Raw genomic sequence first — 15,514 nt, forward strand, 5'->3', positions numbered from 1 at the left:
ACATCCGGTCCTCTCCGTTCACCCCATGCGCGACGTAGGATTTCGCGCATGGGGGGTGCTGCGCCGAACGGCCTGCCGGGGTGGGTGACGCTGTTACGCGCGCCTAACCCGGGTCCGATGACGCTGGACGGCACCAACACGTGGGTCCTGCGGGCGCCCGGCGAGACCCGCGGCGTCGTGATCGACCCCGGCCCGCTGGACGAGGGACACCTGTCCCGCATCGCCGGTCACGGTCCGTTTCAGTCGATTCTCATTACTCACGGTCATCACGACCATGTCGAGGGTGCGGCCCGGCTCTCCGAGATGCTCGGCGGCACGCCGGTGCTGGCGGCCGACCCGGTCCACGCGATACCGGCCGAGCCGATGATCCGCGATGGCCGGATCGCCGCCGACGGGCTCGACATCGAGGTGCTGGCCACCCCGGGCCACACGGCCGACTCGGTCAGCTTCGTGGTCAACGGCGAGGCGGTCTTCACCGGCGACACCATCCTGGGCCGGGGCACGACGGTGGTGGCGCACCCCGACGGCGACCTCGGTAGATATCTGTCGAGTCTCCGACGCCTCAGCTCGTACGAAAAAGTCCTGATGCTGCCCGGCCACGGACCGGCCCGCGATGACGTCGCGCTGCTGGCCCGGGAATATCTGGCCCACCGCGAGGAGCGGTTGGCGCAGGTCACGGCGGCGATGCGGGCCGGGGCCGAGACGGCCGAGCAGGTCGTCGACATCGTCTATCCCGACATCGATCCGGCCGTGCGGTTCGCGGCGGTCTGGTCGGCCGCGGCCCAACTCGATTACCTCAATCACAAAAACCGGGAATCAGGAACACTCGCAGGCGGGTTGGATCGGCTGTGACCTGTCCTGTGTGTGGAACCGTCGCCGTTCCGGGCGCCCGTTTCTGCCACAACTGCGGCGCCGCTCTGCCGGCCGCGGCGACCCTGCCCGCGGCCGAGCGGCGCATCGTGACCGTGCTCTTCGGCGACCTGTCCGACTTCACCTCCTGGTCGGAGGACCTCGACCCGGAACGGGTGGGCGCGGTCACCGACCGGGTGCTGGCCGCCCTGGCCGGCGCGGTGAAGACGTTCGGCGGCCACGTCGACAAGCTCACCGGCGACGGCATCATGGCCGTCTTCGGCGCCCCGGTGGCGCACGAGGACGACGCCGAGCGCGCGGTGCGCGCGGCCCTGAGCATGCAGCGGGCCGTCCGGCGGGTGCTGGACGACGAGCGCGGTGGTGGCGCCCCCCTCGGCCTGCGGGTCGGCCTCAACACCGGCGAGGTCGTCGCCGGCATGCAGGCCGGCATCGAATACACCGTCATCGGCGACACCGTGAACACGGCGGCCCGGCTGGCCGACGCGGCCGCGGTCGGCGCCGTCTACGCCGGCTCCCGGACCAGCGGCGGCACCCGGCACATCGCCTCCTGGCGGCAGCTGCGCCCGCTGCGGCTCAAGGGCAAGCGCGAGCCGGTGCCCGCCTTCGAGCTGCTCGGCCTGCACGACGCGCCCGGCACCCGGTCGGGCCTGGGCGACGAGGCGCCGTTCGTCGGCCGCGAGACCGAGCTCGGCCGGGTGGCCGGCCGGCTGGCCGAGGCGATCGACGCCGGCACGCCGCGGGTCATGGTGATGACGGCCGAGGCCGGCATCGGCAAATCTCGGTTCGCGGGCGAGGTCAAGCGGCTCGCGGCCGGCTACGACGTGGGCAACGGGCGCTACGCGGCGCACGCCGGGGCCCGGGTGCTGCGGGTGCGGTGCCGCGCGTTCGGCGAGCGCCGCCGGTTCGCGCCCCTGGCCGACCTGGTGCGCAAGTCGGTCGGCCTGCCCAAAGATGTGGTCTCCACGGTCGGCCGGACGGTCGTCGAGGAGCGCCTGCGCAAGCTGGCCAACCGGCTGAGCCGCGATGGAGACCCGGTCCGGCTCGACATCGACCGGCTGCTGGCGCTGCTGGGCTACGGCGAGGCGCCGGCCAACCCGGTCGGCCCCGCGGCCAGCGCCGACTGGCAGCCCACCAAGCGGCTCGACGCCGACGCCATCTCGACCGCGGTGGCCGAGCTGCTCTCCGCCCTGGCCGCCGAGACCCCGCTGGTGGTCATCGTCGACGACCTGCACGACGCGACCGCGTCGACCGTGGACGCGCTCGGGCGCACCCTCTCGATGCTCGACGGCCCGGTGGTGGTGCTGCTGCTCGGCCGGCCCGAGCTGGTGCGCACCGCGGGCGCGCTGACCCGGATGGCCGACGCCGAGGTGCACACGCTGCCGCCGCTGCGCGGCGCGGACGCGTCGCGGCTGCTCACCTCCTATCTGAACGGCGGCAAGCTGCCGCAGCCCGACACCGACCGGCTGCTGGCCACCGCACAGGGCAACCCGTTCTATCTGGCCGAGATGGTCACGCTGCTGATGGAGCGGGGCGCGCTCACCCCGGCCGTCGGGGCCAACGCGGCCGGCAAATGGATGCTGGCCGACGGCTCGCTCGGCCGGCAGCTGCTCTCCCGCGACCTGGCCGCGGTGCTGGCGGCCCGCATCGACGCGCTGCCCCCGGAGCCCCGGTCGGTGCTGCGCGACGCGGCCGTCGTCGGCGACACCGTGCCCTCGGGCGTGGTCGAGGCGCTGCGTGAGCGCCGGGCGGCCAGCGACGCCCGCCCGGGCGCGGTGGCCGCGGTCGAGCTCGAGCGCTCGGTCGACGAGCTGCTCCAGCGCCGCATGCTGCACCGGGTCCGCGGCGGTTACGCCTTCACGACCCCGCTGATGCGCGAGGCCGCCTACTCCGGCATCGGCAAGGCCGACCTGGCCGACCGGCACGCCTACCTGGCCAACTGGGCGGCGCCCGAGGCGATCGACCGGCTCGGCTACGACAGCGCGAGCCGGCTGAGCCTGAGCGAGAACGAGCGGGACGCGTTCGTGGCCACCCACGCCGAGTGCGCGGTCGACCTGGCCGACGCCGTACGCCTGCGGCCGGACGCCGCCGTGCGTGACGTGGCGCCACTGGGTGTGGCCGCGCTGGGCCGGATGGCCCGGCGGGCGCTGGCCAACATCGAGCCCGGCGCCTCGATCGAATACGCGGAACGCGCCGCCCACCTCGAGCCGGACGGCGTGCTGCCCCTGCCCGACCAGCTCGTCTACGCCCGGGCCCTGCTCCGGCTGGGCCGGGCCGAGGAGGCGCTGGAGCACGGCGAGAAGATCGCCGTGAGCGCCGGCGACGAGCCGGTCAGCAAGGCCGAGGCGCTGCTCGTGGTCGGCCGCGCCCTCGAGGCGCTGGGCGACACGAACAAGGCGGTGGCGGTCTGGCAGGAGGCGCTCGAGGTCGCCACCGAGGCCGAGCTGCTGCCGGAGCGGGCGAACGCGATGCGCCGGCTCGGCATGGCCGACTTCCTGGCCGGCCGGCTCAGCCAGGCCAGCAGCCGGTTCGCCGCGGCCTATCAGGTCACGCTGGCCGCCGGTGACCGGCACGGACAGGCCTGGGCCCTGCAGAACCTGGCCTGGGTGACCACCACCCGGGGCGACTTCGCCGGCACGGACGCCGTGCTCGGCCGGGCGGCGCGGCTCTTCGCCGAGCTGGGCGACCCGGTGGGCCGGTCCTGGCTGCGCGGCACCACGGCCTTCGCCCGGCTGCTGGCCGGCCGGCTCCAGGAGTCGCGGCGGCTGGCCCGGGTCTTCCTGCCGTTCGGCGACCGGGTCGGCGAGGGCTGGGCGGTGGGCACGCTGCGGGCCGTGGAGGCGTACGCGGCGGCCGAGCTCGGCGAGCTGGCCGAGGCCGACGGTGAGGCCCGACGGGCCTACCGCGACTTCAACGCGGTGGCCGACGACTGGGGCCGTGGCCTGGCGCTGGTGGTGCGGGGCGCGATCGCCCGCGGGCTGGGCGAGTTCGACCACGCCTTCGACCTGCTGACCGACGCCCTGGGCTACGCCGACAAGACCGGCCATCCGCTGCTGCTCGGCATGGCCGGCACGCTGCGCGGCTTCGTGTCCCTCCACCGTGGCGACCTGGCACAGGCCGAGGCCGACGCGCGCCGGGTGATGACCGCCGTCGAGCCGCACAACCCGCTCGCCCCGGCCCAGGTCGGCCCGCGGGTGCTGCTGGCCGAGGCGCGGCTGCGGGCCGGCGACGCCGCGACCGCGATCGGGCTGCTGGCGCCGATCGCCACCGACACCGGCACGCCGTCACTGCTCTTCTCGCGGCGGCACGCCCTGGCCTCGTACGCCGGGGCCCTGCTGGCCGACGGCCGGGTCGACACGGCGATGACGTGGATCGGCCGGGCCCGCGAGGTGCCGGCCGAGGACGTGCGCAGCGGCGTGCTGGCCGCGATGGTCCACGCGCGGGTCCTGGCGGCGGCGCAGCGGTACGACGAGGCGCGGGAGGCGGCCGAGGAAGCGGTCCGGCTGGCGTCCTCGACCGAGCAGACGAGTGAGCGCTGCGCGGCCGAGGATCTGCGCGACGCGCTCGCGTCGGCGGGCTCGGAGCCGCCTCCGCCGGAAACTGTCGCGTACGCGTCCGACGTGCCCGGATGATCTCCGGGCCCTCTGGGATATTTTCAGACTCATGACCGAGACACCTCGCGGAGCACTGCCGGTCCCGTACGTGCCCGGCATGTCTGGATTGTCGGTCATGGCCCGTGGGGGATATGCGACCGTCTATCGAGCGATGCAGGACTCGGTGGGCCGCGAGGTCGCCATCAAGGTGGAAAATCGCCGCCTCGAGAGCGACCGCGACCAGGCCCGCTTCCTCCGCGAGGCGCGGGCCGCGGGCAAGATGTCCTCCCACCCGCACGTGGTCGACCTGTTCGACGTCGGGGTGACCGTCGACCAGCACCCCTACCTGATCATGGAGCTGTGCGACGGGTCGTACCTCGACCGGATGCGCCGGGCCCCGCTCGGCGCCGAGGAGGGCCGCGACCTCGGTATCAAGATCTCCGACGCGCTGATCCACTCGCACGCCAACGGCGTGCTGCACCGCGACGTGAAGCCGGCCAACATCCTCTACTCCGAGTTCAACTCGGCCGTGCTGGCCGACTTCGGCCTGGCCGTGCTGGGCGAGATGCGCGACTCGTCGGTCACCCTCGAGGTGCTCACCCCGGCCTACGCGCCGCCGGAGATGTTCCGGCACGACGACCCGTCCGACGCGGTCGACGTCTACGCGCTCTGCGCCACCCTCTACGCGGTGATGCGCGGCCGCCCGCCCCGCTGGGACGGCGACCGCAGCCCCAGCCTGATCACCCTGATGGACCTGTTCAACCAGCCCATCCCCGATCTGCCCGGCGTGCCGCCGCAGCTCACCCAGGTGCTGCGCTACGGCATGGCCAACGACCCCAACTCGCGGCCGACCGCCCGGCAGCTGCGCGACCTGCTCACCGCCGTGCAGCTCGACGGTTCCTCGCAGCACATCCCGCCGCCGCGATCCTCACACGGCGACGAGACGCCGACCGTGCGCACGGCGAAGCAGACCAAGCGGAAGCGGCTGTTCGGCCTACTCGGGATCCAGGACCGCTAACAGCTCGCCGGTGTCCACCTCGGTGCCCGGGTGCACCGGCAGCGAGGCGACCACCCCGGCGCTGGGCGCGTGCACCGGATGCTCCAGCTTCATCGCCTCCAGCGTGAGCAGCAGCTCCCCGGCCCGCACGCGCTGGCCCGGCACGACCAGCACCCGGCGGACGGCGCCGGGCAGCGGGGCGATCAGCGAGCCCTCGACGGCCTCGGGCGCCGGCAACGGGAAGCGGGACAGCTCCCGCAGCGCCACCGAGCCCTCCGGACTGTCCACGTACGAGACCTCGCCCACCCGGTGCACGTTGAACGTCAGCCGGATGCCGTTGACGTCGAGGACGACCTGCTCGTCGCCGGCCCGCACGACCACCGTCTCCGGATAGTCGGCGACCACCGGCGCCTGGCCCAGCCCGGCCAGGTCGAGCTCCTCCGGGTCCACCGTGCGCACCCACCAGCCGGCCAGCTCGCCGTGCCGGTTCATCCGATAGCCGACCTCGACCGGTCCGGCCGGGCCGTCGTAGACGGCCGTCTGCGAGCCGGAGGGCACGTTGCGCCAGCCCGACGGCACGGCCGCGAGCACGGCCGCCTCGGCGCGCCGGGCGGCGGCGCCGGCCAGGGCCGAGGCCAGGCACGACAGGCGTACGGCGTCGACCGCCGACAGGAGCGGGGCGAACACCTCCGGGCGCCGGTCGAGGAAGCCGGTGTCCACGTCGCCCGTGCGGAAGGCGTGGTGCCGCAGAGCCCGTACGAGAAGGTCGCGGTTGGTGGCCACGCCGTGGATCTGCGAGCGGGTCAGCGCGGAGGCCAGCATCCGCGCCGCCTCCTGCCGGGTCGGTGCCCAGGCGACCAGCTTGGCCAGTGTGGAGTCCTGGTGGGCGGCGATCACCGAGCCGTCCTCGACCCCGGCGTCCAGCCGCAGGCCGGGCGCGGGCAGCGGGCGGAACCGGCTCGCCACGTCGGGCACGGCGAAGCGGTGCAGGGTGCCGGTGGCCGGCAGCCAGGCGTACGCCGGGTCCTCGGCGCACACCCGCACCTCGATCGCGTGCCCGCGGATCGGCGGCGGGCCCGGCATGGGCAGGCTGCCGCCCTCGGAGACCAGCAGCTGCAGGCGTACGAGGTCATAGCCCGAGACGCACTCGGTGACCGCGTGGTCGGCCTGCAGCGTCGGGGTGAGCTCCATGAACCAGAAGTCGCCGCGGGCGTCGAGCAGGAACTCGACCGCGCCCGCGCCGACGTAGCCCAGGGCGCGCACGGCCACGATCGCGGCCCGGCACAGCTCCTCACGCAGTCCCGGGTCGACGGCCGGCGACGGCGTCTCCTCGACGATCTTCTGGTAGCGGCGCTGGATCGAGCACTCGCGCTCGCCGAACGGCACCACCGCGCCCTGCTCGTCGGCCAGGATCGGCACCTCGATGTGGCGTACGTCCTCGACGTACGGCTCGCAGTAGACCTCGCTGCCCACCTCGCGGCGGGTCGAGGCGATCGCCTCGGTCAGCGTCGTCGCGTCGCGGACTACGCGCAGGCCGGTGCCGCCGTTGCCGGTGTCCGGCTTGATCAGCACCGGGAAGCCGGGAACCTGCGCGGGGTCGGTGTAGCTGGGCAGCACCGGCACCCGGGCCTCGGCCACCAGCGCCTTCGTCTCGGTCTTGCTGCGCAGGATGCCGAGCGTCTTGGCCGGCGCGCCGACCCAGATCATGCCGGCGTCGGCCACGGCCGAGGCGAAGTCCGGATCCTCGGCCAGCTCGCCGTTGCCGGGGTGGATGGCGTTCGCCCCCGAGCGCTGGGCGGCGGTGATGATCAGGTCGCCGCGCAGGTACGACGACCGGGGCGTGCCGCCGTCGAGGCGTACGGCGTAGTCCGCCTCCCCGACGTGCGGCGCGTCGGAATCGGCGTCGGAGTAGACGGCGACCGTCTCGATGCCGACCAGGCGGCAGGTGGCGAACACCCGGCGGGCGATCTCGCCACGGTCGGCCACCAGAAGACGTCGGATCACTGGTCTACCTTTCCGGGTCGGAACACGCCGATGTGCCCGGCGCCCTCGACGGCCGCGCTGTGCGCGGCGGAGAGGCAGAGTCCGAGGACGGTACGCGTGTCGCGGGGGTCGATGGTGCCGTCGTCGTCGCCGTTCGCCACCGGGCCGTCGGCCGGCCAGCTGAACGCGAAGCGGGGATCACCGGTGCGGCCGCTGTTGAGGGCGAACAGCGGCACTGTGGAGTGCGCGAGCGCGTCGATCTCGCCCGGGCCGAACGACTCGGCGGTCTCGTCGCGCTGGATCAGCAGCAGCGACGTGTCGGTGGCGTTGGCGAGCTGGATGAAGTGCACGGCCTTCTGTGTCTCGGCCGGGGTGTGCGGCGCGCCCGAGGCGGCCAGCACGCCGACCGGATATCCGTGCAGCTCACCCCAGCCGGCCAGCAGGGCGGTGCCGACCGCGGGCTTGAACTCGTCGAAGTCGCTGCCGTCCAGTATGCGGGCGAGCAGTTCCCGGGGGTCGTAGAGGGTGGTCAGCGCCAGCAGGTCCTCGGCGTCGTACTTGGGCTCGATCGGCGGGAAGCTGCGTGGCCGCGGGCCGCGCTTGCGCCAGTTGAGGCGGCGCACGCACTGCCGGGCCAGGCGCAGCCCGTCCCGCTCGTCCTCGGCCAGCTGGTCGGCGACGTCCTTGGTGGCCCGGGCCGGCTGCGGCTTGACCGTGATCGTGTAGTCGGAGAGCGCGGGCAGATAGGCGGCGATGCCCTCGGCCGGTCCGAAGACGACGCAGATCGCGGGCACCCGGTCGGCGGCCAGGCGGCTCAGGTCGCGGGCGATGCCGCCGCGGGGTTGCGGGCCGCCGGGCGCGGTCTCGGCGGCCGATTCGACGAGGTTGACCAGCGGCAGCCGATTGCAGGAGGCGATCCGCGCGGCCCGGCGGATCTTCTCCACGGCGTACGGGTTCACCGGCCCACCGTCCACGGTGGGATCAGTGGCGATGATCATGCATTCGACGCCCTCGACCGCGCCGATGCCGGTGACCACGCCGGCCCCGACCGGGAACTCGGTGCCCCAGCCGGCCACCGGCGAGAGCTCGAGGAACGGGCCGTCCTGGTCGAGCAGCATCTCGATGCGCTCGCGGGGCAGCAGCTTGCCGCGGGCGTGGTGCCGGGTGACCGCCCGTTCGCCGCCGCCGGCCCGGGCCTCCTCCAGCGCGGCCTCGAGCCGGGCCAGCCGGTCCGTGGCGGTGCCGCAGCCCTCGAGATAGCCGGGGGTGCGCGCGTCGAGGGCGGTATCGAGCACGGTCACGAAGGCACCCCGATGCGCTGCTGTACGCCCCCCACCATGTTCAAAGCCGCGCCCTCTCGTATCCGCCGGTGCCTCTCGACCACCTCCACAACGAGTGGTCGAGTAGGTGCGACACGGATGCGAAAGACGCGTTTGAGGGGCTACCCGCTTGGGCAGCCCCTCAAAGACGGGAACCTCAGACTCGGGCCCGCCGAGCGAGGCGCTCGGGGTCGAGAATGATGACGCTCTTGCCGTCGAGCCGCAGCCACGCGCGGGAGGCGAAGTCGGCCAGGGCCTTGTTCACCGTCTCGCGGGACGCGCCGACGAGCTGGGCCAGCTCCTCCTGGGTGAGGTCGTGGGTGACCCGCAGCACACCGCCGTCGCGGGTGCCGAAACGACCGGCCATCTGGAGCAGGTTTTTCGCCACGCGGCCGGGCACGTCCGTGAAGATCAGGTCGGCCAGCGCGTCGTTGGTGCGCCGCAGACGACGGGCCAGCACCCGCAGGAGCTGCTCGGCGATCTCCGGGCGGTTGTTGAGCCACGGGCGCAACGACGTCTTCTTGAGCCGGGCCAGCCGGGCGTCGGTCACCGCGGTCGCGGTGGCCGTGCGGGGACCGGGGTCGAACAGGGACAGCTCGCCGACCATGTCGGAGGGGCCCATGATCGAAACCAGGTTCTGCCGGCCGTCCGCGGCACGGCGTCCCAGCTTGATCTTGCCGGACAGCACGATGTACAGGCTGTCACCGGCCTCGCCCTCGTTGAACAGGACGTCGCCCTTACGGACTTCGACCGTGTCCATCTCCTTGGCGAGCGCCTCGGCCGCCTCCGGGTCAACACCCTGGAAGATTCCGCTGCGCGCCAGTACCTCATCCATCTGCGCACCTCCGAACACGCGCAACGCCTGCGCTCGATCAGTCTAGGCGCACGCGGGCGGGAATCGGGCGGGCACCCCTTGATCTGAATACCGCAGGGTAACCGTTCCGACCGTGACGGGCTGTGCATTTCGTCGCTTCAGGTGGGCGACGACGAGCCATTCGACGGGTCGTCCGCGTAGCAACCCGAAGGTATCGTCGCGGTCGATGAATTCCCACCCCCCGCATCGAAGGCAGGGTCTTTTCGGCCGCCCTGTCCTGACAATCACGATTGTCCTGGCGGCTTTGGCCGGTATAGCCGCCGGAAGTGTCGCCTTCGCGAATCGCGACGACGGTTCCGGAGACTCGCAATGGCAGCCGCCCGGAGCCGCCGCGGCGCCCGCGTCCAAGCCCGCCTCGGGCAAGCCGGCGCCCACCACCGAGTCGGGTCAGGTGGTGGCGGACGACACCATCACACTCTCCGCGACCGGCGACATCATGATGAGCAACGCCCCGAGCAAGATGCCGCCGAACAACGGCAAGGGCTTCTTCGACTCGGTGAAGGCGAGCCTCGCCTCCGATCTGGTGATGGGAAATCTCGAGCAGCCGCTCACCGAGGACACCGGCACCTCCAAGTGCGGGCCGGGCTCGGGCAACTGCTTCGCGTTCCGGTCGCCGCCGTCGTACGTCCAGCACCTCAAGGACGCCGGCTTCGACCTCGTCAACACGGCGAACAACCACGCCAAGGACTTCGGGACCAAGGGCGCGGCCAACACGCGGGACGCCCTCGACGAGGCCGGCATCAAGGCGACCGGCAACTCCGAGGAGATCACCGTCGTCGACGTCAAGGGCGTCAAGGTCGCGGTGGTCGGCTTCGCGCCGTACACCGGCCTGAACAACCTGAACGACGTCGAGGGGGCCGCGGCCCTGGTCGCCAAGGCCAAACAAGAGGCCGACCTGGTCGTCGTGCAGGCGCACCTGGGCGCCGAGGGCGCCGAGAAGCAGCACGTGAAGCCGGGCACCGAGATCTTCTTCGGCGAGAGCCGGGGCGACCCGATCAAGTTCAGCCACGCGGTGATCGACGCCGGGGCCGACCTGGTCGTCGGGCACGGGCCGCACGTGGCCCGGGGCATGGAGTTCTACAAGGGCAAGCTGATCGCCTACAGCCTGGGCAACTTCGCCGGCGGCGGGAAGACGCTGAGCCGTACGGGCGTGCTCAAGTACGGCGGGATCCTGCAGGTCACGCTGAGCAAGGACGGGTCGTACGCCGGTGGCAAGCTCTTCTCCACCTATATGAACGACATCGGCCTGCCGACCCGGGACACCAGGAACGAGCAGAGCCGGAAGATCATGGCCCAGCTCAGCGCAGCCGACTTCCCGTCGACGGGCGCGCGCATCGGTTCGGACGGTGCGATCAAGCCCGCCGCGTGACGAGCGACGTACTCTTTAGCGGTGGATCTGGTGGTGCGATCGGTCAAGCGGTTCGCGGGGGAGACGCCCATCGGGCGCAAGAGGCGGGCGCGCAAGATGGCCCGGGTCCTCGCCGAGACCCACCCCGACGCGCACTGCGAGCTCGACTTCACCAACCCGCTCGAGCTCGCGGTGGCGACCATCCTGTCCGCGCAGACCACCGACGTGCGGGTCAACCAGGTGACGCCCGGGCTGTTCCAGCGATATCGGACGCCGGCCGACTACGCGTCGGCCGACCGGGCGCGGCTCGAGGAGACGCTGCGCCCGACCGGCTTCTTCCGGGCCAAGACCGATTCGTTGATCAAGCTGGGTAACGCGCTGGTCGAGCGCTACGACGGCGTCCTGCCGAGCAAGCTCGACGACCTGGTGTCGCTGCCCGGCATCGGGCGCAAGACGGCGAACGTGATCCTGGGCAACGCGTTCGGCGTGCCCGGCATCACCGTCGACACCCACTTCCGGCGGCTCACCAACCGCTTCGGCTGGGTGCAGGAGGACGACCCGGTCAAGATTGAGTTCCAGGTGGCCGACCTGATCGAGAAGCGCGACTGGACCATGCTGTCGCACCGGGTGATCTTCCACGGTCGCCGCGTCTGCCACTCCCGCAAGCCGGCCTGCGGCGCCTGCACGCTGGCCACCATGTGCCCGTCCTACGGCACCGGCCCGACCGAGGCCGCCCCCGCGGCCAAGCTGCTCAAAGGCCCGCGCGCCCGGGAGCTGGCGGTCGCCGCCGGCGTCGACCCCGACCTCGTGCCGGCGGCCGCGGTGACCGCCCCGGACGTCCCGTGAGGCTCCCGCGCCTGCTGGCGGCGCCTCTCGTCGTGCTGCTGCTGGCCGTCACCGCCGCCTGCGGCAGCGACGAGCCGGCCTCCCCCTTCGACGACTGCTCTCAACTGACCGGCGCCGGGTCTCCCAACGATCTGCCGGATCTGAGCCTGCCCTGCTTCACCGGGGACTCCTCGATCTCGCTGCGCTCCCTGAAGGGCCCCGCCGTGATCAACATGTGGGCGTCCTGGTGCGGGCCCTGCCGGGCCGAGCTGCCGGTCATGCAGAAGCTGTCCGACACGGGAAAGGTGACGGTGATCGGCGTCGACACCGGTGACAGCCGTTCCAACGGCGCGGACTTCGCCTCCGAGAAGGGCGTCACGATGCCGACCCTCTTCGACGCCGACCAGAAACTGGTGCACGAGCTGGAGCGCATCAACCTGCCGGTCACCGTCTTCCTCGACGCGGACGGCAAGTCGACCGTGCACATCCTGCCCCTGAACGCGGCGACCCTGGCCCAGCAGGTTGACAAGCTCCTGGGCGTAAAGGTGGCCGTGTGATCCCCGCCGATCTTCCGTCCTGGTTCCAACCGCTGCTGTCCCGCGTCTCCAGCGTGCGCAGCGAAGACTTCACTCCTCTGCGCGCGCCGGCGGGTGTCGGCCGGCCCAGCGCGGTCCTCGTGCTTTTCGGCGACGGGCCCGACGGGCCCGACCTGCTGGTGCTCCAGCGGGCCGCCACCATGCGCAACCACGCCGGCCAGGTCGCCTTCCCCGGCGGCGGCACCGACCCCGAGGACGCCGACGCCGCGGCCACCGCGCTGCGCGAGGCCAACGAGGAGGTCGGTCTCGACCCGTCCACGGCCGAGGTGCTGTGCGAGCTCCCCGAGCTCTACATCCCGGTCAGCGGCTTCGTGGTGACCCCGGTCCTGGCCTGGTGGCGCCACCCCCACAAGGTCTGCCCGCGGGAGCCGGCCGAGGTCGCCCATGTGGCGAGGTTGCCCATCGGTGAACTGGTAGACCCCGCGAACCGTATCCGGGTGCGGCATCCCAGCGGCTGGGTCGGCCCGGCCTTCCAGGTCAGGGGGATGCTGGTCTGGGGCTTCACGGCAGGGGTGATCTCGACGTTGCTCGACATGGGTGGCTGGACGAAACCGTGGGAGCCGGGCGCTCTGGTCGACCTGCCGGACGCGGCGGCCCCGGTGCCGGCCACCCGGGCCGGCGGGCCGGACGAGGTTCTGCCGTGAGCCGGCAGTGGCCCAGCACTTCTACTCTGAGTGAGTGCCCGTGGTCGATGTCCTCCTGATCGTGCTCATGCTGGTCTTCGCGATCAGCGGTTACCGCCAGGGTTTCGTCATCGGCGCGCTCTCGCTCGGCGGTTTCTTCAGCGGCATGCTGATCGGCCTCCAGCTGGGGCCGCTGATCGCCGAACGGTTCACCGACGACTGGGCCCGCCTGGTCGTCTCCCTGGTGGTCATCTTCGCGCTGGCGGTGCTCGGCCTGACCCTGGCCGGCTGGGTCGGCATAAGGCTGCGCCAGGCCATCACCAACAAGCCGCTCCAGATGGTCGACGACGCGGGCGGCGCGGTCATCTCGCTGCTGTCGGTGCTGGTCGTGGCCTGGCTGATCGCGGTGCCGCTGAGCACCACCCCGTTCGAGGGGCTCAACCGCGAGGTGCGCAACAGCGCGATCCTGCGCGGCGTGAACGACCTGATGCCCGAGCAGGTGCAGGACCTCTCGTCGGCGCTGAGCGAGACCCTGAACACCAACGGCTTCCCCGACGTGTTCGGCGGCCTGGCCCGCACGGAGGCCCGGCAGGTGGCGGCGCCCGACCCGGCGCTGAAGAACTCGGCCGTGGTGCAGAAGAGCAAAAGGTCGGTCATCAAGGTCCTGGGTACGGCGCCGAGCTGCTCCCGGCGCATCGAGGGCTCCGGCTTCGTCTACTCCAACGAGCGCGTGATGACGAACGCCCACGTGGTGGCCGGCACCCGCGACGTGACGGTGGAGGTCAACGGCCGGCGCGAGGACGCGACGGTCGTCGTCTACGACCCCGAGCGTGACCTGGCGGTGCTCTACGTGCCCGGCCTGAGCGCCCCGGTGATGCCGTTCGTCAAGAAGCAGGCGGCCACCGGCGCCAGCGCGATCGTCCTCGGCTATCCCCAGGACGGCCCGTACGACGCCCAGTCGGCCCGGGTGCGCGACGTCGGCGACATCACCGGCCCCGACATCTACGAGTCCCGCGACGTGACCCGCGAGATCTACACGATCCGCTCGCTGGTGCGCAGCGGCAACTCCGGCGGCCCTCTGATCAACCCCAACGGCCAGGTGGTCGGCGTCATCTTCGCGGCCGCCGCCGACGACAAGAACACGGGCTTCGCCCTCACCGCGGCCGAGGCCGCCCCGGTCGCCTCGGCCGGTGTCACCCGCACCCGAGGCGTCAAGACCGGCGACTGCGCTTAGAAGGGCTGCTCCCGGACCTCGGCGGCCTCAGGTGGTGCCGGCGAAGCGGCGGATCGTCAGGAGCGCCGCTACGGCCGAGACGAGGAAGAGGGTGGCGGCGGCCCACCAGTTGCGGTGGGAGGAGACCGGGGTGGCGATGATCGGGGCGGCGCCGCCGCCCGAATCCTCGCCCTCGGTGCGCGGGGTCAGCGGGGTCAGGGCGTCGGGGGCCGACTGGGCCTGGCCGGGGACCGGGGCGCTGCCGAACCGGGCGACGCCGGGCGACGGGTTGGTGTCGAGCGGGTTGTCGAGCACGGCCGGCAGCGAGGCGGTCAGCGCGGCCACCGGGTTGACCATGCCGTAGCCGAAGGTGGTGTCGCGGCCGGGTGTGCCCAGGTCTTTGGCCGTGCGGATGATGCGGTTGATGACCTCGCCGGCCGGCATCTCGGGCCAGCGGGAACGGATCAGGGCGGCCGTCGCCGAGACCATCGGCGCGGCGAAGCTGGTGCCCTGGACCTTCCAGTAGGTGCCGCCCGAGCGGGCGCCGACCAGCTGGGTGGCGGGGGCGGTGACCACCGTTTCCTTGCCGGTGATCGAGCCCGACCACAGCGACGTGCCGTCGCGCTCCGTGCCGGCCACCGCGAGCACGCCGGGCTCGCGAGCCGGATACCACACGTCGGTGCCCGAGGAGGCGCTCGTGTTGCCCGTGCAGGCGATCACCACGACGTCCTTGGCGAACGCGTAGTCGAGGGCGGCGGCCAGGGCGGCGCTGCTGCCGTTGCCGCCGAGGGAGAGGTTGATGACCCGGGCGCCGTGGTCGACCGCCCAGCGCACACCCCGCGCGACGATCAGGGCGTCGTCGTAGCGGTTGTCCTCGTCCAGGACCCGTACCGGAAGAATCTTGGCCTTGGGCGCTATGCCGACGACGCCGTTCTGGTCGTCGTCGCGGCCGGCGATGATGGCCGAGACCGTGGTGCCGTGTCCGACCAGATCGTTGTCGCCGTCGCCTTTCGGGTCGACGAAGTCGTGACCGGGAAGAACCTGGCCCTGGAGGTCGGGGTGGGTCGCGTCGACGCCGGAGTCGATGACCGCCACGGTCACGCCGGCGCCGTCGGCGTAGGTCCACGCGTCGGGGACGTCGAGGGTCTCCAGATGCCACTCGTCGTCGCGGACCGAATCGGAGAGCAGCGGGGCCGGCTCGGCGTGGGCCGGCGTGGCCGGAAGGCCCAGCGCGAACACTCCGGCGACGGCGGCGGCCAGCAGCCGGCGGGCACTG

12 protein-coding genes are annotated in these 15,514 nt (G+C 72.5%); 8 read left to right on the plus strand and 4 right to left on the minus strand.

Going from position 1 to position 15,514, the window contains the following annotated elements; all coding sequences use genetic code 11:
- The first annotated feature begins 48 nt into the window (after positions 1-48).
- From ACFY36_RS34720 to ACFY36_RS34730, 3 genes are read left to right on the plus strand one after another with little or no spacing between them, the layout of a single operon-like run.
- Positions 49-852, plus strand: coding sequence for an MBL fold metallo-hydrolase (locus tag ACFY36_RS34720; RefSeq protein ID WP_499750131.1), 804 nt, complete (start codon positions 49-51; stop codon positions 850-852).
- Positions 849-4,499 carry an adenylate/guanylate cyclase domain-containing protein gene (locus ACFY36_RS34725; RefSeq protein WP_499750132.1) on the plus strand — a complete coding sequence of 1,217 codons (3,651 nt, stop codon included), beginning with the start codon at positions 849-851 and terminating at the stop codon, positions 4,497-4,499. The genes ACFY36_RS34720 and ACFY36_RS34725 overlap by 4 nt, the downstream gene beginning before the upstream one ends.
- Positions 4,500-4,530: 31 nt before the next feature.
- Positions 4,531-5,478: a serine/threonine-protein kinase gene (locus ACFY36_RS34730; protein ID WP_499750133.1), complete on the plus strand. Its 948-nt coding sequence runs from the start codon at positions 4,531-4,533 to the stop codon at positions 5,476-5,478.
- On the opposite strand, the gene ACFY36_RS34735 is transcribed toward ACFY36_RS34730, so the two are convergent.
- The 3 genes from ACFY36_RS34735 to ACFY36_RS34745 all read right to left on the minus strand — a co-directional run bounded on the left by ACFY36_RS34735 (position 5,455) and on the right by ACFY36_RS34745 (position 9,594).
- Complete coding sequence (locus tag ACFY36_RS34735; protein ID WP_499750134.1) at positions 5,455-7,461, minus strand: acetyl/propionyl/methylcrotonyl-CoA carboxylase subunit alpha; 2,007 nt, start codon at positions 7,459-7,461, stop codon at positions 5,455-5,457. The two genes, ACFY36_RS34730 and ACFY36_RS34735, sit on opposite strands and share 24 nt — an antisense overlap.
- The gene (locus ACFY36_RS34740) at positions 7,458-8,741 is read right to left on the minus strand and encodes a carboxyl transferase domain-containing protein (RefSeq protein ID WP_499750135.1); all 1,284 of its coding nucleotides are present in this window, start codon (positions 8,739-8,741) and stop codon (positions 7,458-7,460) included. Before ACFY36_RS34740 ends, ACFY36_RS34735 begins: the two co-directional genes overlap by 4 nt.
- Before the next feature lie 175 nt (positions 8,742-8,916).
- On the minus strand, positions 8,917-9,594 hold the full coding sequence (locus ACFY36_RS34745) for a Crp/Fnr family transcriptional regulator (RefSeq protein ID WP_020515203.1): 678 nt from the start codon (positions 9,592-9,594) through the stop codon (positions 8,917-8,919).
- 205 nt (positions 9,595-9,799) lie between these two features.
- Between ACFY36_RS34745 and ACFY36_RS34750 the strand changes: the two genes are divergently transcribed.
- Genes ACFY36_RS34750 through ACFY36_RS34770 form a run of 5 tightly spaced genes read left to right on the plus strand, consistent with a single transcriptional unit; the run spans position 9,800 to position 14,259 of the window.
- Entirely contained in the window at positions 9,800-11,002 is a 1,203-nt protein-coding gene (locus ACFY36_RS34750) for a CapA family protein (RefSeq protein WP_499750136.1), read from the plus strand.
- Positions 11,003-11,029: 27 nt separating this feature from the next.
- The gene (gene nth / locus ACFY36_RS34755) at positions 11,030-11,827 is read left to right on the plus strand and encodes an endonuclease III (RefSeq protein WP_499750233.1); all 798 of its coding nucleotides are present in this window, start codon (positions 11,030-11,032) and stop codon (positions 11,825-11,827) included.
- Positions 11,824-12,363 (plus strand): TlpA family protein disulfide reductase, encoded by a 540-nt coding sequence (locus ACFY36_RS34760; RefSeq protein ID WP_499750137.1) that lies wholly within the window; start codon positions 11,824-11,826, stop codon positions 12,361-12,363. Before nth ends, ACFY36_RS34760 begins: the two co-directional genes overlap by 4 nt.
- Positions 12,363-13,046: an NUDIX hydrolase gene (locus tag ACFY36_RS34765; RefSeq protein WP_499750234.1), complete on the plus strand. Its 684-nt coding sequence runs from the start codon at positions 12,363-12,365 to the stop codon at positions 13,044-13,046. The genes ACFY36_RS34760 and ACFY36_RS34765 overlap by 1 nt, the downstream gene beginning before the upstream one ends.
- Positions 13,047-13,080: 34 nt before the next feature.
- Entirely contained in the window at positions 13,081-14,259 is a 1,179-nt protein-coding gene (locus ACFY36_RS34770; RefSeq protein WP_499750138.1) for a MarP family serine protease, read from the plus strand.
- Between the two features lie 27 nt (positions 14,260-14,286).
- On the opposite strand, the gene mycP is transcribed toward ACFY36_RS34770, so the two are convergent.
- Positions 14,287-15,477, minus strand: a complete 1,191-nt coding sequence (gene mycP / locus ACFY36_RS34775) for a type VII secretion-associated serine protease mycosin (RefSeq protein WP_499750235.1) — start codon at positions 15,475-15,477, stop codon at positions 14,287-14,289.
- Between the last annotated feature and the right edge of the window lie 37 nt (positions 15,478-15,514).

Source organism: Actinoplanes sp. NPDC000266, from assembly GCF_042899005.1.
Taxonomy (GTDB): Bacteria; Actinomycetota; Actinomycetes; order Mycobacteriales; family Micromonosporaceae; genus Actinoplanes.

What these genes read in the sequence shown, in the direction of transcription:
- ACFY36_RS34730 (WP_499750133.1), top strand. Translation starts at nt 4,531, where the DNA reads ATGACCGAGACACCTCGCGGAGCACTGCCGGTCCCGTACGTGCCCGGC.
- ACFY36_RS34720 (WP_499750131.1), top strand. Translation starts at nt 49, where the DNA reads ATGGGGGGTGCTGCGCCGAACGGCCTGCCGGGGTGGGTGACGCTGTTA.
- ACFY36_RS34745 (WP_020515203.1), bottom strand. Translation starts at nt 9,594, where the DNA reads ATGGATGAGGTACTGGCGCGCAGCGGAATCTTCCAGGGTGTTGACCCG.
- ACFY36_RS34750 (WP_499750136.1), top strand. Translation starts at nt 9,800, where the DNA reads ATGAATTCCCACCCCCCGCATCGAAGGCAGGGTCTTTTCGGCCGCCCT.